29 protein-coding genes are annotated in these 18,176 nt (G+C 43.3%); 25 read left to right on the top strand and 4 right to left on the bottom strand.

Annotated features, from left to right (window positions below):
- The first annotated feature begins 7 nt into the window (after window positions 1-7).
- The 14 genes from BN6465_RS10850 to BN6465_RS10785 all read left to right on the top strand — a co-directional run bounded on the left by BN6465_RS10850 (window position 8) and on the right by BN6465_RS10785 (window position 10,336).
- The gene (locus BN6465_RS10850) at window positions 8-235 is read left to right on the top strand and encodes a hypothetical protein (protein WP_066734632.1); all 228 of its coding nucleotides are present in this window, start codon (window positions 8-10) and stop codon (window positions 233-235) included.
- Between the two features lie 106 nt (window positions 236-341).
- The gene (locus BN6465_RS10845) at window positions 342-968 is read left to right on the top strand and encodes a hypothetical protein (protein ID WP_066734630.1); all 627 of its coding nucleotides are present in this window, start codon (window positions 342-344) and stop codon (window positions 966-968) included.
- 15 nt (window positions 969-983) lie between these two features.
- Window positions 984-1,967, top strand: coding sequence for a major capsid protein (locus BN6465_RS10840; protein WP_066734628.1), 984 nt, complete (start codon window positions 984-986; stop codon window positions 1,965-1,967).
- Between the two features lie 21 nt (window positions 1,968-1,988).
- Window positions 1,989-2,390, top strand: a complete 402-nt coding sequence (locus BN6465_RS20995; protein WP_199882820.1) for a head-tail connector protein — start codon at window positions 1,989-1,991, stop codon at window positions 2,388-2,390.
- Window positions 2,374-2,715: a putative minor capsid protein gene (locus tag BN6465_RS21715; protein ID WP_074017786.1), complete on the top strand. Its 342-nt coding sequence runs from the start codon at window positions 2,374-2,376 to the stop codon at window positions 2,713-2,715. Before BN6465_RS20995 ends, BN6465_RS21715 begins: the two co-directional genes overlap by 17 nt.
- Window positions 2,708-3,115 (top strand): minor capsid protein, encoded by a 408-nt coding sequence (locus BN6465_RS10825; protein ID WP_066734624.1) that lies wholly within the window; start codon window positions 2,708-2,710, stop codon window positions 3,113-3,115. Before BN6465_RS21715 ends, BN6465_RS10825 begins: the two co-directional genes overlap by 8 nt.
- The gene (locus BN6465_RS10820; RefSeq protein WP_066734622.1) at window positions 3,112-3,495 is read left to right on the top strand and encodes a phage tail terminator protein; all 384 of its coding nucleotides are present in this window, start codon (window positions 3,112-3,114) and stop codon (window positions 3,493-3,495) included. The genes BN6465_RS10825 and BN6465_RS10820 overlap by 4 nt, the downstream gene beginning before the upstream one ends.
- A gap of 16 nt (window positions 3,496-3,511) precedes the next feature.
- Window positions 3,512-4,000, top strand: a complete 489-nt coding sequence (locus BN6465_RS10815; RefSeq protein WP_066734619.1) for a phage tail tube protein — start codon at window positions 3,512-3,514, stop codon at window positions 3,998-4,000.
- 39 nt (window positions 4,001-4,039) lie between these two features.
- On the top strand, window positions 4,040-4,483 hold the full coding sequence (locus tag BN6465_RS10810) for a hypothetical protein (protein ID WP_066734616.1): 444 nt from the start codon (window positions 4,040-4,042) through the stop codon (window positions 4,481-4,483).
- The gene (locus BN6465_RS10805) at window positions 4,484-5,086 is read left to right on the top strand and encodes a Gp15 family bacteriophage protein (protein WP_066734613.1); all 603 of its coding nucleotides are present in this window, start codon (window positions 4,484-4,486) and stop codon (window positions 5,084-5,086) included.
- A gap of 201 nt (window positions 5,087-5,287) precedes the next feature.
- Window positions 5,288-7,672, top strand: a complete 2,385-nt coding sequence (locus BN6465_RS10800; protein WP_066734610.1) for a phage tail tape measure protein — start codon at window positions 5,288-5,290, stop codon at window positions 7,670-7,672.
- Between the two features lie 55 nt (window positions 7,673-7,727).
- Window positions 7,728-8,507 carry a hypothetical protein gene (locus BN6465_RS10795; RefSeq protein WP_154670241.1) on the top strand — a complete coding sequence of 260 codons (780 nt, stop codon included), beginning with the start codon at window positions 7,728-7,730 and terminating at the stop codon, window positions 8,505-8,507.
- Window positions 8,495-9,487 carry a hypothetical protein gene (locus BN6465_RS10790; protein ID WP_066734607.1) on the top strand — a complete coding sequence of 331 codons (993 nt, stop codon included), beginning with the start codon at window positions 8,495-8,497 and terminating at the stop codon, window positions 9,485-9,487. Before BN6465_RS10795 ends, BN6465_RS10790 begins: the two co-directional genes overlap by 13 nt.
- On the top strand, window positions 9,488-10,336 hold the full coding sequence (locus tag BN6465_RS10785) for a gp53-like domain-containing protein (RefSeq protein ID WP_066734604.1): 849 nt from the start codon (window positions 9,488-9,490) through the stop codon (window positions 10,334-10,336).
- Between the two features lie 14 nt (window positions 10,337-10,350).
- Here the strand turns inward: BN6465_RS10785 and BN6465_RS20230 are convergent, their stop codons facing one another.
- Window positions 10,351-10,710: a hypothetical protein gene (locus tag BN6465_RS20230; RefSeq protein ID WP_199882819.1), complete on the bottom strand. Its 360-nt coding sequence runs from the start codon at window positions 10,708-10,710 to the stop codon at window positions 10,351-10,353.
- Window positions 10,711-10,805: 95 nt separating this feature from the next.
- On the opposite strand from BN6465_RS20230, the gene BN6465_RS10780 reads away from it, so the two are divergent.
- The 9 genes from BN6465_RS10780 to BN6465_RS10745 are packed head-to-tail and all read left to right on the top strand — an operon-like array spanning window position 10,806 to window position 14,355.
- Window positions 10,806-11,177, top strand: coding sequence for a hypothetical protein (locus BN6465_RS10780; protein WP_066734602.1), 372 nt, complete (start codon window positions 10,806-10,808; stop codon window positions 11,175-11,177).
- Between the two features lie 56 nt (window positions 11,178-11,233).
- Entirely contained in the window at window positions 11,234-11,374 is a 141-nt protein-coding gene (locus tag BN6465_RS10775; RefSeq protein WP_227183864.1) for a hypothetical protein, read from the top strand.
- 8 nt (window positions 11,375-11,382) lie between these two features.
- The gene (locus tag BN6465_RS10770) at window positions 11,383-11,709 is read left to right on the top strand and encodes a hypothetical protein (protein ID WP_066734590.1); all 327 of its coding nucleotides are present in this window, start codon (window positions 11,383-11,385) and stop codon (window positions 11,707-11,709) included.
- Window positions 11,706-11,909 (top strand): holin, encoded by a 204-nt coding sequence (locus BN6465_RS10765; RefSeq protein WP_066734585.1) that lies wholly within the window; start codon window positions 11,706-11,708, stop codon window positions 11,907-11,909. The genes BN6465_RS10770 and BN6465_RS10765 overlap by 4 nt, the downstream gene beginning before the upstream one ends.
- A 4-nt stretch (window positions 11,910-11,913) precedes the next feature.
- Window positions 11,914-12,810 carry an Ig-like domain-containing protein gene (locus BN6465_RS10760; RefSeq protein WP_066734582.1) on the top strand — a complete coding sequence of 299 codons (897 nt, stop codon included), beginning with the start codon at window positions 11,914-11,916 and terminating at the stop codon, window positions 12,808-12,810.
- Window positions 12,762-13,133: a PF13754 domain-containing protein gene (locus BN6465_RS10755; RefSeq protein ID WP_082891653.1), complete on the top strand. Its 372-nt coding sequence runs from the start codon at window positions 12,762-12,764 to the stop codon at window positions 13,131-13,133. Before BN6465_RS10760 ends, BN6465_RS10755 begins: the two co-directional genes overlap by 49 nt.
- Entirely contained in the window at window positions 13,133-13,405 is a 273-nt protein-coding gene (locus tag BN6465_RS10750) for a hypothetical protein (RefSeq protein ID WP_066734576.1), read from the top strand. The genes BN6465_RS10755 and BN6465_RS10750 overlap by 1 nt, the downstream gene beginning before the upstream one ends.
- Window positions 13,406-13,555, top strand: coding sequence for a hypothetical protein (locus tag BN6465_RS20990; protein WP_199882818.1), 150 nt, complete (start codon window positions 13,406-13,408; stop codon window positions 13,553-13,555).
- A 35-nt stretch (window positions 13,556-13,590) separates the two neighbouring features.
- On the top strand, window positions 13,591-14,355 hold the full coding sequence (locus tag BN6465_RS10745) for an N-acetylmuramoyl-L-alanine amidase (RefSeq protein ID WP_066734570.1): 765 nt from the start codon (window positions 13,591-13,593) through the stop codon (window positions 14,353-14,355).
- Between the two features lie 26 nt (window positions 14,356-14,381).
- Here the strand turns inward: BN6465_RS10745 and BN6465_RS10740 are convergent, their stop codons facing one another.
- Window positions 14,382-14,651 (bottom strand): hypothetical protein, encoded by a 270-nt coding sequence (locus BN6465_RS10740; RefSeq protein ID WP_066734568.1) that lies wholly within the window; start codon window positions 14,649-14,651, stop codon window positions 14,382-14,384.
- A gap of 462 nt (window positions 14,652-15,113) precedes the next feature.
- Between BN6465_RS10740 and BN6465_RS10735 the strand changes: the two genes are divergently transcribed.
- A complete protein-coding gene (locus BN6465_RS10735; protein WP_066734566.1) occupies window positions 15,114-16,076 on the top strand; it encodes a LysM peptidoglycan-binding domain-containing protein in 963 nt (320 codons plus the stop codon).
- 93 nt (window positions 16,077-16,169) lie between these two features.
- On the opposite strand, the gene BN6465_RS10730 is transcribed toward BN6465_RS10735, so the two are convergent.
- Window positions 16,170-16,829: a DUF3298 and DUF4163 domain-containing protein gene (locus BN6465_RS10730; RefSeq protein ID WP_066734564.1), complete on the bottom strand. Its 660-nt coding sequence runs from the start codon at window positions 16,827-16,829 to the stop codon at window positions 16,170-16,172.
- 71 nt (window positions 16,830-16,900) lie between these two features.
- Window positions 16,901-17,227: a sporulation initiation factor Spo0A C-terminal domain-containing protein gene (locus tag BN6465_RS10725; RefSeq protein WP_066734562.1), complete on the bottom strand. Its 327-nt coding sequence runs from the start codon at window positions 17,225-17,227 to the stop codon at window positions 16,901-16,903.
- Between the two features lie 248 nt (window positions 17,228-17,475).
- Between BN6465_RS10725 and BN6465_RS10720 the strand changes: the two genes are divergently transcribed.
- Window positions 17,476-18,171: a response regulator transcription factor gene (locus BN6465_RS10720; protein ID WP_066734560.1), complete on the top strand. Its 696-nt coding sequence runs from the start codon at window positions 17,476-17,478 to the stop codon at window positions 18,169-18,171.
- Window positions 18,172-18,176 lie beyond the last annotated feature (5 nt).

The following is an 18,176-nucleotide window of genomic DNA, read 5'->3' as shown; positions in this document are numbered from 1 at the left end:
AGGTGCTATGAGTAGATTAAATGGATTAAGGCCCATGTCGGGAATGCAGATGCCAGATGTCGAAAAGATTAAATGCAGGACGTGCAAATTCGCAGAAAAGGAACACATAGGTAGGGCTTGGTGCGAAAAGTATCCTCAAGGCACGTATAAACCGTATGAGGTATGCTTTGATAATACTGATTGTCCCGATTATGAGGAAGGGGAAGACCTCTTACCATACGAAATTGAAATATAAGTACCACTTAATCAGAAATGGTTGGGTGGTATTTTTATGCCCTAAAATACGGGTTGGCAACCGGAGACAGTCGCACAGACTATAAACGGTGAAAGGAGCAGAGAAAATGAAACACATGAATCTAAGAAAGAAATTAATGCCTATGAACATCCAATTTTTCGCGGAAAGTTCAGAAGAAGGCAAGGACGGCCCAGATGCTGGGGGTGACGACCCGGACGGTGATGACCCGGACGAAGACGGAGAAGAGGATTCTGAGGAGAAGAAATATACGCAGAAAGATATAGACGATGTCGTAGAAAAACGTCTGGCAAGAGAAAAACGCAAGTGGCAGCGTCAACAATCTCAGAAGCCCAAACAGAAAACTGATAGTAAACCCAAGGAATCAGACAATGATGTCGAAGAGACCGAGGCAAGTGAAAAAATCAGGAAAGCAGAAGAAAAGGCAGCCGCACTTGAATTAAGATGGACATGTCTGGAGCACGATGTTAAAAAAGATTGTGTTGATGATGTTCTGGCACTTGCGAAAGTATACCAGAACAAAGACGATAATCTAGATATCGAGGATGCGATTGATAAGGTTCTGGAAAAATATCCACAGTTCAAGGATGGAGATACTTCTGATGACGACGACGGTGAACCTGATAAAAAAGGTTGGGGACAACGCCACGGAAAGCCACCTAAAAAAGAGAAGACTGTGGACGATGTATTAAAAGAACAACTATTTGGTAAATAAGAAAGGATGATTACTATGGCAGCATTCACATTAGCGCAGGCTAAAAATTTAAGTCAGGATAAACTGACGAACTATGTAATTGATGAGTTTAGAAAGTCCCCCTTGTTGGACGCAATGGTATTTGACGATACTGTGAAGCCTCAGGGAGGAAACACAATGACCTATGTGTACAACAGGCTAAAAACAATGGCAACTGCGGAGGGAAGAGCACTCAATACTGAGTACAAGCCACAGCAGGCGGACACAGAACAGGTGTCGGTAAATCTTAAAGTATTTGGTGGCTCATTTCAGATTGACCGAGTTATTGCAAACTATGAAAAACAGGTTCTTGATCTGGTGAAATTTCAGCTTGAACAGAAGACAACGGCGGTCCGTACCTTATTTCAGGATTGGTTCATCAATGGAGACAGTGCAAAGGATACAACTGCATTTGACGGAATGGCGAAGGCCCTCAAGGGATCCAGTACCGAAGTAACATTAGACGCAAGCTCCCTTTTACAGCTTGATTCTGCGGCGAACGTAAAAGCAAACTGGCAGTCCTTCCTGTACGAGCTTCGGCAGGTGGAGAAGCTACTGGATGGAGAGCCGGGAGTTATTGCGGTTAATAACGATTTGTTTGCTGTATTTCAGTCCGTTGCAGATTTTTCTACCCAGTTCCAGCAGACAAAGACGGAGTTGGGAACTCATATTGTGAAGTACGGAAATGCGACAATCATGAAGATGGGCGATAAGCCGGGAACATCTACGCCGATTATTGAGACGGATGCTACAGCGGGTACCACAGATATGTACTTATTCCGTATTGGTTTGGATGCGGTTCACGGTGTAACGCCTGAGGGCACGAAAGAGCCTAAGATATTTCTTCCGGATATGACAAGGCCGGGAGCGGTGAAGACAGGAGAAGTTGAGATGGTGGCAGCTATGGCGCTTAAAGCTACCCGTTCCGCTGCTGTTCTACACGGTATTCAGGTTGCTCCGGCACAAAAAGTAGGGGCATAAATGAGGATTGGGGGCGAGGGAATGCCTTATGTAACACAAAATTATTATTATGATGCATTTCATGGGGAGCCGGTAAATGAATCCGACTTCCCATCGCTTTTAGAGCGGGCTTCTGAGCTAGTGGAAGAGATGACCATGTATCGCATATCTTCTCATCGTATGGAAACTTACGGATGCGAGATACAGGAGCGTATAAAAAAGGCCGTGTGCGCCCAGATAGAATATTTGGATGCGAACGGTGGTAGCGACATGGACAATGGTGCAGACTTCCAGAGCGCTGGCCTTGGGAAATTTAATTTTTCCAAAGCATCGGGGGCGTCTGGAAGTACAGAACAATCTATATACGCACCGCGTGCGCTTCGTCTGCTGGCACCTACGGGACTTCTTTATAGGGGAGGTGGCTGCTATGCGCCCTATACCTAAAGCGCTTCTTATACACACTGTTACGCACGCCAAGGAAGAAAGAGTAGACCGTTGGAGTGAAGGATGCCTTACTGACGAGCAGACATTACAGCGAGTCCGAATAGAACCATCAAGCAAGGTAGTACGAGATAGTAATAGTGCCGAAATCCAATTAGCAGCGACATTGTTCTACGATTGTAAGAATAGCCGGCCGCGAGGAGTGGCGTTCACCGAAGATGATATCATTATTTTTAACGGACAAAAACATAAAATCCAGCTTGTTGAGCCACTTTACGATGAGGGCAGGTTGCACCATTACGAATTGGGGCTGATTAAACATGCCTAAGATAAGTACCAGAGTAACTTTTAACAGACCAGCAGCTGTAGCACGCATTAAGGCGGCCAATAATGCGGCGCTTACTGATATGGGAAATCAGGCGCTTGAAGATGCTAATATGCATGTTCCAGTAGACCAACATATTCTGAAAAATAGTGGGTTGGCGTCAAGTGATAAAAAAGCGGTAGAAGGGAAGTTCATGTTGCGTTGGGCCACGCCATATGCACAGTATCTTTGGAATGGTGACGTAATGTATGGAAACCCCACGAACCGGACGTATGGTCCAAAGAAACTATCTTTTACAAGCGCGTTGGCGCAGGAAGAATGGGCGAAGTACGCCAAGGAAGTTTACGGGGAGGAATGGAAGAAAGTATATCAGGCATCGTTGAAAAGGAGGTTGAGACAGTGACACCGCAATTTGAATTTTTTGATATGCTGATCAGCATTATAGAAAAAGAGTGTAATGTCCAGATTGACGTTGATGAACTTAAGGCACAGGGCGGCATTTATGCGGAGCTGGGCGAGGGATTTACTGGCACTACCTATTATAACAAGCAGACTGTGAAAACTCTGCCGGTGCTATTCCTGTGTCGGCATAAGAGCCAGAAGCAATGCTTAGAATGGCTATCTTCCATTAGTAATTATTTACAACGGTTGAAGGCATATCCTAAAGGAGACACTTTTAGCTGGCTTGATTCCACTATTGCGAAAGAGCCGTCTAAAATCGGCAGGGACGAGGACGGGACGTATCATTATTCCTGTATCATAAACAATATGATTCACTGTTAAGAAAGGACAAAAAAGCATGAAGTTAGATATTCAATTTTTCGCAGAGCCGGCACTACCTAAAAATACAATCACGCCGGAAATGAACTATGAAACAGAAGCATTTATAAATACTGCGCCAGAGGGCGATGTGGCAGCTTGGGCAAGCCTTGCAGAGCTTACTAAGAACATGGCTCAGTCACTCAACGAAGTACTGTATCAGGCAACTTATTACGCAAATAAGGGCTGGGGAAGTACCGAGGTGACGGGTGCGCAGATGACTCTTACCCTTACAGGGGATGTAAAAGCGGGTGATGAGGCTTGTAATTACATTTTGAGTGATAAGGTCATGTACGAGCTTGGAAATGCAAGAAAGACACATCTGAAGCTACAGAAAGGCAAGAAGGTAATTATCTGGCCAATAACATTGGCGAACATCACGCCGGCTTACGGTGACTCCGGAGCTGTTAACGCTCTTACAGTTACAATTCATGGAAATGGCCGTCCGGCAATCAGTACAACAACGTAGGGAGAGCTAGAGGTGCTCTCCCTTTTTGGAGGTATAAATATGGCTTATCAAGCAAAGCGGCATAACACATACACAGAAGAGTTTGAACTTGTAAATGAATTTGGTGAGGTAGTACACACTCTTCATGTCAGTATAGACCCCGGAAGTATGGTAGAAAAATTAAGCGGGCAGTACACAGAATTGCTTAGAACACAGACGGAAATCCAGAGTATAGACCCAGAGGAAAAGGGGGAGTTGATTGGTGCATATCAGAAGTTGGGCAATGCAGTGATTGCTATTTTGAAATCAGTTTTTGGGGATGATGACACAGAAATAATCCTCGAATTCTATAACAATCGTTATAATGAGATGGCTCTTGAAGTCATGCCATTCATTACGGACGTTGTGATACCTAAAATACGTGAAATAACCCAACAAAACAGAAAAAGTATCCAGCAGAAGTATAACCGAAAACAGCGGCGCGCATTTAAGAAGGTGAAGTAAATGGGGTTCCTTACTGAGATACCCAGACGGGAGATTGTTACCAGTAAAGGGAAATTAATTGTAAATCCTGCATTTGATACAATTCTTGAGATACAGAAACTATATCGAGAAGAAGGTCTTACTGACTATGAAAAAGCAGAGCAGGCATTAAGGATGCTTGTAAAAAACGACTGGAATCTTAGGCTATATAGTCCCGGCGAAAAACTCAAGGTATTGAATGAGATCTATCGGTTGCATGTGAATGTAAAGAAACGGCCGGAACTGAGGAAGTCGCCAATTCCAATTCTTGATTTTGAAGAGGATGGCGATTATATCTATGCTTCGTTCATGCAGGACTATCATATTGACTTAATAGATGAGCAGGGGCGGCTTCCTTGGAAGAAGTTCCTTTTTCTATTCAATGGTCTGTCTGATAAGACCAAGATTAAGCGGGTGATGCGCATCCGGGATATGGAGATACCGCCCTTTAATGGTAAGAATCAGAAGCAGGTTCAGGAGATAATTGAACTAAAATCATATTACGCGCTGCCTGTTCGAGGAGGCGGGGGACAGTCAGGATTGGACCGCTTGTTCAGCACGCTGGAAGGGATGGCAAGACATTGAAAGCTGACGGAAAAAAGATTAAAAAAGTGCCGTGCCCGTATTGCGGTACTGGACAGAATGTTTTTTATATTGAAGGAGCTAAGTGTAGCAAGCTCTATATCAAGTGTAAGAATAAAGACTGTAGGAAAGAGTTTGAGATAAGACTATAACAGCCATTGTGCCACTGTGCCGGCGTTTCAATAAAAAGGCAGGTGGGTATATGTGGCAAAAGAAGGCGAGGTAATCTATGAACTGCGGGCAGATGACAGTAAGGTAGAAGCAGATCTCGCCCAAGCGAATAAGAAAGTAGAAAAGTCTGTCAAGAAGTCTGCGGATGAGACTGTAAAAATAGAAGAACAGAAGACGAAGAGTATAAAAGCAGAGTCCGATAAGACAGTAAAAAATGCTGAGAAAGCAGCCGATAATGTCTCGGAAGCATGGGAAGAAGCTGGCAAAGACGCTGAGCAGGCAATGAAATTCGAGGTCGAGGATAAAGCGGTAGACATCAATGTAGAAGCTGATATTTCTAAGGCTGAATCAGACATAGATAGCCTGAGTGCTGATGATATGGAAGTAGATGTCAATGCTGACACCGGAAAAGCAGAAAACAAGATAAAGAATGTGAGCCGGGATAAAAACATTGATGTCGATGTAAATGCTGACATAGCGGATGCCGAAGAAGGAATTGAAAGTCTGGCAGATGTGGCAGATGACGTAGGTGAAGAAATAAGTAATGGACCTCTTGGCAATATAGGAGGTTTCCTATCATCATCCTTTGCAGATGCTGCATCCGGAGCGGTTCCGCTACTGGGCAAAGTAGGTGAACTGACAGAAGGACTGTCGGGTTCCGCTATTGCCGCTGTTGGTATTGGCGCGGCATTTGTCGGTGTAGGAGCACTTGCGGTAGGTACTGCGGATAACATGCAAAGTGCTATGAATCAGTTCGCTGCTGCTACGGGAACTAGTAAGGAAGAGACTGAACGCTATCAAGCGGTGCTTGAAGATATCTATGCCGATAATTATGGAGAAAACTTCGCAGATATTGCGGACGCGATGGCAAGGGTAAAGCAGAATCTTGGGGATATGGACGATGCCAGTCTGCAGAGTGTTACTGAATCCGCATTTGCGCTGCGGGATACCTTTGAGTATGACATAACAGAATCTACTCGGGCGGCCAAGGCAATGATGGACAACTTTGGGGTATCAGGCGATGAGGCAATGAATCTAATCGCGGCGGGGGCCCAGAATGGACTTGACTATTCCGGTGAGTTACTTGACAGTATCTCCGAGTATTCCGTACAGTTCGGAAAAGTCGGACTTGATGCAGATGACATGTTCGCAATCTTTCAAAAAGGCGCTGAGACCGGAGCATGGAATCTGGACAAGATTGGCGATGCCGTCAAAGAAATGTCTATCCGTGTGATAGATGGTTCTGATACCACGCGAGAAGGATTCGAGACAATCGGTCTCGATGCGGATGAAATGGCGGCTAAGTTCGGGCAGGGCGGGGAAGCTGCCAAGGAAGCCTTTCAGCAGACGATTGAGGCGTTGGCAGAACTGGAAGACCCGTTGGAACAGAATACGGCGGGAGTCGACCTGTTCGGGACTATGTGGGAGGATCTTGGGCCCGAAGTTGTTACGCAGTTGGCCGATATACAGTCAGGAGCGTATGATACCGCTGATGCCATGAACCAAATCAAAGATGTCAAGTACGATGACCTTGGCGCTATGTTTGAAGAATTAAAGCGCAATGTAGAAGTGCTGCTGGTTCCATTGGGAGAAGCACTCCTTCCATTGCTGTCTACGTTGATAGAATCGGTGCTTCCAGTTATTACAGACCTTCTTGGCCCGCTCATAAGTCAATTCGCGGCGTTGCTTGAGCCAATCGTGACATTGATAGGAGCTGCAGTACAGCCATTGATATCTGCGCTCGTAAGCCTTGTGACAACAGCGATTCAGCCACTTATGCCGGTCCTGAATGCCTTGATGGGAGTGTTCAGTGCAGTTTTCGGGAGCATAAGTGGAACAGTCACAAGTATTATAGGGAACATCACGAATATCTTCCGGAATTTAATTGATTTCGTGAAGAATGTCTTTACCGGGAATTGGAAAGCAGCATGGAACAACGTCAAGGAAATATTCTCTAATGCAGTCAGCGCCTTGGTTGGTATATTTAAAGCGCCGATTAATGCGATTGTAGATGGTTGGAATAGTCTGGCAAGCAGTATCGGTAGTGTAACAGCACCGGACTGGGTTCCGATTGTCGGTGGAAAGTCATTTAGCCTACCCAAGATGTCACGTCTGAAAATAGGAATGGACTATGTTCCCAATGACATGTTCCCGGCGTGGCTGGATGAGGGTGAAGCGGTGCTGACCAAAGAGGAAAATGCACTGCTGAGGTCGCACGGTGGACTTGAGGGCATGATAGGTAAGATAGAGCGTTCTAGCCAAAATGAAATAAATGTTTCAGTGACTGGTGGTACAGATATAGATTATAACAAAATAGGAGAAGCTACAGCAAACGCCCTGATACGAGCAGAAGTAGGCTTTATGTGTGATGAACGTATATTTGCAAGATTGATAAAGGATTTGATTAATTATGATTGATATATATTACGAGAATAATGCCCGCGAAAAAATCAGTTTTGTCAAATGGCCGTATATGATTTTTGATGGAGATATCTTTGATTCTGAATGGGATGAGATTGAAAATGATGACCATATACAAGGATTTGAAAAGAAGATAACTGAGAAAAAAATCTCTCTAACAATCTCCGAGTATGGCCCCAATTTCAAGAAATCCATGGATGCGTTAGAGGATGTTCCAGAGAAAGATATTCTGGAAGGAGTGCCGGGGAAGCTGTGGGCAGGGAACTGTTATTTAAAGTGTTATATAAAGGCGACTGAAAAAGATAGATGGGTAAATGATTTGCAGCATATAGATGCAGAACTTAAGATTATAACGGATTATCCTTATTGGATAAATGAGGTAGAACACCGATTCTTGAGGAACTCTGGCTTTGCACCGGGGGATAGCATCTGGCTTGAGTATCCGTATGAATACCCATACGAATACGCAAAAGATAGGAATTCTCAGTATCTTGTGAACAGTAATTATACTGGAAGTGGCTTCAAGATGATTATATATGGGCCATGTATCAACCCTATAATTCGTGTTGCAAACCATGTCTATGAAATACGGACGACTTTATACGAGGGAGAATACGCGGTTATTGATTCAAGCTCTCGTAATGCGGTAGACCGGTCTATCATAAAAGTCTTGAATGACGGCACCAAAGAAGACCTATTTAATAGTAGGAACAAAGACAGTGAGATATGGGAGAAGATACCACCCGGAAGAAATACGGTTACATGGAATGGAAACTTCGGATTTGATATCGTACTTTTCAATGAAAGGAGCTCTCCACTATGGAATTCATAACAACAAATAAATATGGAGAAGAAAATGGGTATTTGAGGCATTGTGGTGTGGAGCTAAATGTGGGGCAAGATAATGACTTTGAAATCAAAGTTCAGAACAAATATTATGACAAAGAAAAACATTGGTTTGGTTGTCTGTTCTACTGCCCTGATACGGAATATGGTGGCATTATTCGTGGAATAAATCCAGTTACGGAAGACGGTATTGTAAAGCTTACAGGGCCAATATGGAGAGGGATGCTTGCGAAGAAGGCAATCCGGCCAGACGTGAACGATTACCTATATCTAAATGGGGAGGCTAATCTGGTATTAAAAGGTTTGATAAAATCCCTGTCGCTAGATAGTCTGTTCGCAGTTTCGGATGATGATAGTGGGATAGTGTTTCATAACTATCAAGTGCCCTTACAAGAATATCTGTTAACCGGTTTTACGGATGCGCTCGAACGTTATTCAGGCCGCGTAGAGATTAAGTATATAAGTGGTGAGGCTAATGGTAAGGGATATGTGTTACTGCAGGTAAAAAAGACGGTGGATTATTCGGAACAGATTGAAATAAGTGAGGATGGTAATGTCAAGCTCAACATCCTTGATTATCGAGATGGCGTGAACCATTTGATATGTCTTGGAAAAGGGGAGCTTGCAGAACGCCATCGAGTTGATTTGTACGCATGGCCAGATGGAAGTGTACGAAAAGAACAGTATTACACAGGGCTCGAAGAGAGTGTACTCTACTATGAGAATACCAGCTCTGAGAGCGTGGATGACTTAGAAGCAGATGGTAGGGACAAGTTTGAGGATGTGAAAAATTATAAACAGCTCCGCATCGCTGTCTCTGATATGGACCTTGAGCTTGGAGATATTGTTGGCGGTCGAGAAAGAATAACAGAGATTACCATGAAGAGTCCGGTAGTGCGAAAGATTATCACTGTCAATGGAAAAGGCAAACTTAGCATAGATTACAAATTGAAGGGAGAGAATTAGATGATAAAATCTGAATTGGTCGATGGCTTCAAAGGCGATGGGCATGTTGAAGTCGAACAGCTTGGTGATATTAACATTGGTACTTACGGTCCAGATGATTATGTGCTAGAGACCGGTAAGCAATTACAAGCTCAGGTCATTACGAATAATAAAGTTCGTATATTTGATGGCGTGATGGTCATTCAGGGCAGGCGTGATGTAATTGCGGCCAATGCTTATACAGATGTGCCAATTGACAATGGGGCGCAGGGAGTAAAGCGAAATGACATTATTGTAAGGAGATACACAAAAGACTCTGCGTCAGAGATTGAAAACACTGAATTTGCTGTAATAAAAGGAACTCCGGGAGCTGCCGCAACAGATCCGGTGGTTACAGTTGGGAATATCAGGAATGGTGACACATTGCATAACATGAAACTGTACCGTGTGCGAATTGAAGGACTTAATATTGTTGGGGTAGATAAGCTCTATAAGACAAACATGAGTTTGTCCACGTTAAATAGCAATTTAACGGCTTTAAATAATAATTTAGGATATGAATTAGGAAGTAGCGGATATACATATTATAAAAAGTATAATGACGGTACGCTCCTAATGTGGGGTATCGTAAGTATTGGCTACACCACTGGCTCGGGGACTATTAATTTCCCAATTGCTTTCAAGGATACTCTTTCTTATCAGCTCTTTGTGCAGCAAAAGTATGTGAGTTCGGCGTATGTATTTGAGATTATATCAGCGCAAAAAATGACCGGAAGTTTAGCAAACGTGTACAGCCGGAAGTATCCTACCACAACTGATAAGGTTGAGACACATGATGCCGACTGGTTCGCAGTAGGCCGTTGGAAATAACGCATAAATAAAATTTACTTCCAGCGACCGACCGCTATAATACTGATATCAGTCAACAATCCTGACGTACTTACCGGGTTGCAGAATGTCAGTCCTACCGATTGTAAGTCACTAGATGCACGTATGCTCGCCACATATGTCATACCTGCGGAACCGGCAGAAGCGGCTATCGAAGGTTTTGTAATGAATGCTTTTTCAAACTCGAAATATTGGGCTCCTGTGTGATACACAGAACCATATGCCGTGCTGTAGTTGTATGTTGCGCTCTTGGCAATCCAGCATAGTTGCGTACCATCTCTATAACGTACATAACCGGCGCCAGATTCTACGATGCCTCCGGTGCCTAAATTGCTATTTAACTGTGCTAAACTCATGTTTCTTATAGAGATTGAAAAGATGTTACCTGTTAATCAAGAGCCTCAAATAGGCTCTTATTTTTATGTGCGACGTCGCACAGAAAGGAGATTCTATGAAACTTATTTTTAATGATGGCGCCGAGCTGACTATTCAGCAGGCTTATGTCGACTCGGCCGGTGCTCTTCGAATCAAAACAATCAGCGCCACACAGGAACAGCTCCGAGCACTGTTCCAAGACACTGTCAAAACGGCAAAAATGACTGTCGAGGAGATGGGGCAGACTCAAGCCGTGTATGAGGGATACACGAGGTATGACGGAACAATGGTCTATACTGGTGGGATTCTTGAGCCCTGTTTGTACAAGAAGGGCGAAACGCCGGCGGAAATCATGGCGAAACTTCAGGCTGAAAACACAGAGCTAAAAGCACAGAGCGAAATGCTCACAGCTTGTATGCTGGAAATGTCAGAGCTGGTATATCAGTAATGGTAACTCTATTAACCAATTTAATCATATTATTCACACGAAAGGAAGGTATAGAAATGATGGCAATGTTATGGGCACAGCAGATTATGTTAGGTAAGAAAACTTATGGACAGGTACCTCGATTGCTGAAGGAGCAGGTACGCGAGATTCTGGTAGACTCTGGAATGGAAGAGCTAACAACAGAAACTACACAGTAGGAGGCAGCATGCAGGTTGATTTCGGAACGCTATTAACGGTTGTATCCGTTTTCTTTGCGGTATATTTTGCCGCGAAAAATAATAACAGACAACAGGACGCGGATGTCAGCCACAGGGCATCCGAGACGGCGATGATTAGTCAAAAACTAGACAATATTAATGACGACACCAAGGAAATCAAGAAAGAACTCACGGATGTGAAAAGGAATGTAAGTGAGCTTTCAGAGCGTGTAATTATTGTGGAGCAGTCCACGAAATCGGCGCATCACCGAATAGATGATATGGAAGGGTACGATGAAAGTGGACGGAAAATAAGAAGGAGAAGAAGGCAATGAAAAATAATCAAAAGAAATGGTTAAAAGCGGCGGCGGTACGAGCTGTTAAAACGGTAGCACAGACCGCTGTAGCAACAATTGGAACCGCAACGGTACTCGGAGAAGTAGATGTAATGATGGTTGTTTCAGCATCCGTATTGGCCGGAGTGCTGTCCCTGCTGACAAGTGTGGCAGGCTTGCCAGAAGTAGAGGAGGAATAGAGGCATGGCAATAAAGATAGTTCAGGTCACATTGAATGGACAGACCTATGATGCAACCTATGACAGCGCATCGGGAAAGTATAAGGTCACGCTCACAGCTCCGTCTACGACATCTTACAATCGGGATGGACATTATTATCCACTTACCGTAAAAGCAACGGACACGGCGGGAAATATAACCACTAAGGATGATAAGGACAGCACCCTTGGCAGTAGCTTGAGGTTAAGAGTCAAGGAGACGGTCAAGCCAGCCATTTCCATTACATACCCAACAGCAGGCGCGGCTATTATCAATAACAAGCCAGCATTCTCGTGGAAAGTCACAGATGCTGGAGCCGGAGTCAATCCAGACACTGTCGGAATCACAATTGACAGTGGCGTCCAAATTACAGGTTCGGCTATTACCAAAACTGCAATATCAGGCGGCTATCAGTGTACTTATACGCCGTCTACCGCACTCTCTGACGGAAGTCATACAGCCAAGTTCGATGTATCAGACTACGATGACAATGCGGCTACGCAGAGTAGTGTAACGTTCAAGATTGACACTGTACCGCCGACTCTGAACGTTACAGCACCGACGGATAAGCTAGTCACCAAAAATACAGCCTGCCCTGTAACAGGTAATACCAATGACATCACTTCCAGTCCAGTATCTCTAAAGGTTAATGGGACGACAGCAACAGTCAACGCGGATGGTACGTTCTCAACAACCGTCAATCTGGTTGAAGGTTCTAATACAATTACGATTGTGGCCACAGACAGTGCAGGAAAGAGCACGACAGTAACCCGTCAGGTAACACTGGACACCAAGGCCCCCGTCATCAAGTCTGCGAGCCTATCCAAGAGCACATGTACAACCGGAGAGTCCATTACTATCCTCATCGAAGTAGAGGACTAGCTATGGTTGCGAGGGTGTTCGGTAGGATAGATGGAGGCATAGAAGTGGCTTTTAAGCGGGAAGGGAGCTCCTATATATTGGAGTTCCCTAAAAAGCTCAATAGCGGGAACTACATCGTAGAGGTGTATGCAGAAGATACGGCAGGGAATGTGGGTTACTATAGTACACTGCTATGTACAATTGACCCAAGCGGAGCATGTGTACATCTTTCACCGGCCAGATTCTTTTTATGCCCAGAGACAGAGTCGGTGATATTGAAACCAATGAAAGAGCAAGTCCACTTAGAAGCTATTTCACCGGTACAATGTAGAGGAGAAGGATAATGATTAAGTTTTTGAAAGGCGAAGATAAGCACGTAAAATTCCGTGTCCACTCTGCAAAGGGAGAGGACATGATTGTGGAGAGTGCTTTATATAGATTCGCACGGTATGGTGATGAAGAGGCATCCGGGAAGTGTGAGATACTTAACGACGGCCAACAGACTATTCTGGACATGAAACTGTATCCTCGCGAGATTGGCATGTATGAGCTTGAGATAACATATATCGTGGCGGACGAGACACTGAAGCACAGGGAAGAGGTGCAGGTAATATAAATGATTGAGATAACGGAGGTTAATCTGTCAAAGCAGACGGCTGAAACCGGTGAAATGGTAATTGTCACAATCGGGGTACGGGAGACACTTGACTATCCATACGATTATCCTCATGATTACCCGATTGTGTATGTGGGAAATGGACAATAGGATATGTGCGGTGGCGCACAGAAAGGGGAAAAGTTATGGCAAAATTATTTTTGATTGCAGGCCACGGAGCAGGAGACCCGGGAGCCTGCGGAAACGGGTACACGGAAGCGGAAAGAGTAAGGGTACTTGCAGAGCGGATTAAAGTACTTGGTGGTGGCAATGTTATGCTTGCCGATACGAGCCGGAATTGGTACAAAGACAATGGTATCAGTCATCTGACTATCTCGAAGGAGTATCAGATTGCAGAATTGCACATGGACAGTTCCAAATTTAAATCAGCGCGCGGGGGTCATGTTATTATCAACGGTAATTATCCTGCGGATAAATACGACAAGGCTTTAGCTAATTTCATAGAAGATATTTTACCGGGAAGAGCTGAGAAGATAGAGCCAAGAACGGACCTTGCAAATCCTAAAAGAGCTGCGGCTAAAGGGTATAGCTATCGGCTTGTTGAATGTGGTTTCATTTCTAATGCAACAGATGTGGGAATTTTTAATAGTCGTATGGATGACATTGCGCGAGGTGTGCTGAATGCATTTGGAATACCCCCTTTAGGCTCGAATGCTGGGAACAATACGGCTTCCCCGGGGAATGGTACAGGAAGTTTTCTTGTCAGAGTCCTCTGTGACCTCAATATCCGGACAGGACCCGGAGTCGGATATACAATCGCAGGATGCATCAAGGACAAGGGTACATACACCATTGTAGAAACCAAAGATGTTAACGGCGTACCATGGGGCAAGCTCAAGAGCGGAGCCGGCTGGATAAGCATCCACCAGAAGTATGTACAGAGAGTATAATAGAACACCCCCTTCTCCGTAATGGATTAGGGGGTATCATTGTTGGTTTTTGCCCTTTGAATTTGAATTTCTCGCCCTATACGAATTGCTTCTTTGTCCTTATCAGAAAGCATTTCGTAGGCGGCTTTCTCAGCCTCGTATTGCTCAATCTTTGTTTTGAGGCCCGTGTCCAGTTCTTCCGGCAAGGCGATATCTTTCAATGACTCATCGGCTTCTACTTCTTTGATTATCTTGTCAGCTTCTCGCGTCAACTCATTTTTGAGGAGCTTTTCCATACGTTCATGTTCATTCTCCATGTTGACCACCACCTTATATAACAATTATATATCCGTAGATGGGAAAAAGAGATGGAAAATATTGGCAAATAAATTGGTCTATATTGTATCATCTACATTGAAAAAAGTTATAAAAAATCAATACCGTTTGCAACACGTTTACAACAAAAATGCCTGCAAATGGCGTATTTACGTTGAATATCGTTAACCATTTCTTAAATCAAAAAATTAACAAACAATTTTGAAAAATAAAAATCAAAAAAGCCGGGTTTTTGGACCCGGCAGAAAAGAGAAAATTATGAAAAAGAAAATTTATGTGAAAAAGCATTTCGCTTTGTTAGATACTAATATAAAAGGGAAATGTGAGAGAATTGTGACCTTAATCTAAAGTATTTGTAAAAGGATTCTTATAGAAATATGAAGAGACATTTAATGTCAATTTGCACTTGATTTCATATAATAAAGTGAAGGAAGGTGACTACTATGAGTTTAAATGGAATTGATATATCTGAATATCAAAGTGGAATTGACCTAAGGCTAGTGCCATGTGATTTTGTAATCTGCAAAGCGACTCAGGGCACTAGTTATGTGAACCCAGACTGTGACCGTGCTTATCAGCAGGCGAAAGGACTTGGGAAAAAACTTGGGGTGTATCACTATTTTAGCGGTGGAAATCCTGTCAGTGAAGCACAGTATTTTGTAAATAATATTAAAGGATATATTGGAGAGGCACTTCTTGCCCTTGACTGGGAACAGAATGAAAATGTCAGCTTCGGCCAAGGAGCTGCTGTTGCGGTACAGTTTTTAAATGAAGTATTCCGGCTGACTGGCGTCAGGCCGCTCATATATATGAGTAAAAGTACGTGTAGGAATTATAATTGGAGCAGTGTAGTAAATGGTAATTATGGGTTATGGATGGCGCAGTACGCAAATAATGACCCGACAGGATACCAATCCAATCCATGGACGGATAATCTGGGAATAGGGGCATTCAAATTTTACGCGATACACCAGTATTCCTCAACGGGAAGGCTGGCAGGTTATGACGGTAATTTAGATCTCGACATTTTCTACGGAGACAGAGGAGCATGGGACGCGTATGCGAAAGGAAGGAGAACCGAGAATGAAACGGAACCTTCGACGCCGGAGGCGGTTACGTATATTGTCAAGCGTGGAGATACACTGAGCGGAATTGCGGCAATGTTTGGAACAACTTATCAGCAATTGGCAGCCGAAAATGGCATTACAAATCCAAATCTGATTTATCCGGGGCAGGTGCTGAGAATCAGAGGCGGTTCACAGCCATTATATTACACTGTAAAAAGAGGAGATACTCTCTCGGAAATTGCGGCTAGGTATGGAACGACCTATCAGCAGCTGGCCCAGTTGAATGGAATAACGAATCCAAACTTAATTTACGCGGGTCAGGTAATAAGAATAAGATAAAATAAATTATAGGATGAACAAAATATACGGCGGTAAGGTCAACTTATAGACATTACCGCCGAATTAATGAGAGTTGGAGACAGGTTTTGCTATTTATTCAAGCAGTGATATGGGTGACGGTAAGGGAAAGTAAAATTCCGGTATACCTGTTGAATAGGGTGCAATGTCATACTGTTGATAATAAATTACGATTTTATTATCTTGCAAATAAAAATTTGCTAGGTCAAAATTATCCAATAATAAAGAACTGTAATCGTCAAAATATGAGCCGGGGGAAAGCGTAAGGCGTTCCCTGATTTGCTGTGCTATGCACTGGTGGAGGTTATGCAGGGATATGGATGAAAGCTGGAGGATGTCATTAAGTGTTATTGCGCTTCCGGTATGGAAATCCCATGTGTCTGATGTGCGCTTTGTCTCTCCGTGGGCTCCACCCATAAAACGATACGTATCTATATATAAGCTGGTAATACATCCTAAGTTATAGGTTATCTCATAAACTACATCAAAGGTATAACTTTGGACGGGCCCGTCAGGCTGTCTGTAGCGTAAATTTTTTACTGTCTGATTATAGAGTTCGGTGCGGCAGAATGCTTCCGCAGCTCGAGCGGCTCTGGTATAATGTTTGTTTATCTTTTGCGCTGCCGCTTTGCTGCATGTAGTACCGAAGGAAGGGTAATTGATTTTGTAGATGAAGACGGGCATATTATGGTAATACATGGTATCCTGTAAAATATTGTTTATGATAGTCTGCATGTGGACCTCGAAGAATTCAAGAAGTTATATTAATGTATGCGGCAAAATAGAAAAGGACCCGCAAACGCGGGTCAATTTTCTTGAGACTTTAAATGGCAATAAAGAATATCTAAAAATTCACCCGCAGACGGCTGACGCTCCAGATTGTATCTTGTAATTTGGATAAGATATCTTCTATTTCCCCGTTTCCAACAGTTTGCTATTGCAGTTCGGATACAGCTCTCAATATTATCGGCGGCAGTGTTGAACTTTTCCCCTGTTGCCTCATACAGGCTGGTGATATGAAGCAGATAATCTTCATCTTCCAGACATAGCTGCAAGATAAAGACAAGATACCGGAAACCTTTACAAGTTTTATGTATGCCCAGCTTTAGTAACAAATCAGATACTGCATTCATGCAAATCCTCCTTCCGCTTATGCAGTTGTTTGTTAATTATTCTACACACAAAGTTCTTTGAAAAGAGAAAATAGGAGAAAAAATTAGAATAAATGAGTAAAAGATATAAGCAACAAACAATTTCGACATATTATGACAGAATAATATAAATTTTTTCCTGCAGAATATTAATGACTTCTTAAGAAAGTACATACTTGGGTCTTAAAAAATCTTTGTTAATCTTGTATACTATAAGGGAGGTGATGAAAATGTCAAAAATTTTAGTATGTGATGATGACAAAGATATAGTGGAGGCTATCGATATTTACTTAACGCAAGAAGGATACGAAATATTAAAGGCCTACAATGGGGAAGAAGCAATTAAAGTATTAAAGGAAGAAGACGTAGATCTTCTTATTATAGATGTTATGATGCCGCGTTTGGACGGTATCAGAGCGACACTTAAGATTCGTGAGGAGATGAGCCTTCCGATTATTATTTTATCGGCGAAATCCGAAGACGCTGATAAAATACTGGGTCTTAATATTGGGGCAGACGATTATATGACAAAGCCCTTTAACCCTTTGGAATTGGTGGCTCGTGTCAAATCACAGATGAGACGTTACACGCAGCTTGGGAGTACTGCAAAAGAAGCGAATAAGAATGAATACAAGACAGGCGGTCTTGTGATCCGGGACGATTTGAAGGAAATTACAGTGGACGGGGAACCGGTTAAGCTTACTCCTATCGAATATAACATTTTATTATTACTTGTTAAAAATCAAGGAAAGGTTTTTTCCATCGACCAGATATATGAAAATATCTGGAATGAGGAGGCGATTGGCGCTGACAACACGGTTGCAGTGCACATCCGGCATATCAGGGAGAAGATTGAAATTAATCCGAAGGAGCCGCGTTACCTAAAAGTAGTATGGGGAGTTGGCTATAAGGTGGAAAAAATCTAGTTAGG

The organism is Bariatricus massiliensis (genome assembly GCF_900086725.1).
GTDB classification, from domain to species: Bacteria; Bacillota; Clostridia; order Lachnospirales; family Lachnospiraceae; genus Allocoprococcus; species Allocoprococcus massiliensis.
Note: the sequence above shows the minus strand (reverse complement) of the source record. Positions and strands in the feature narration are given on the sequence as shown.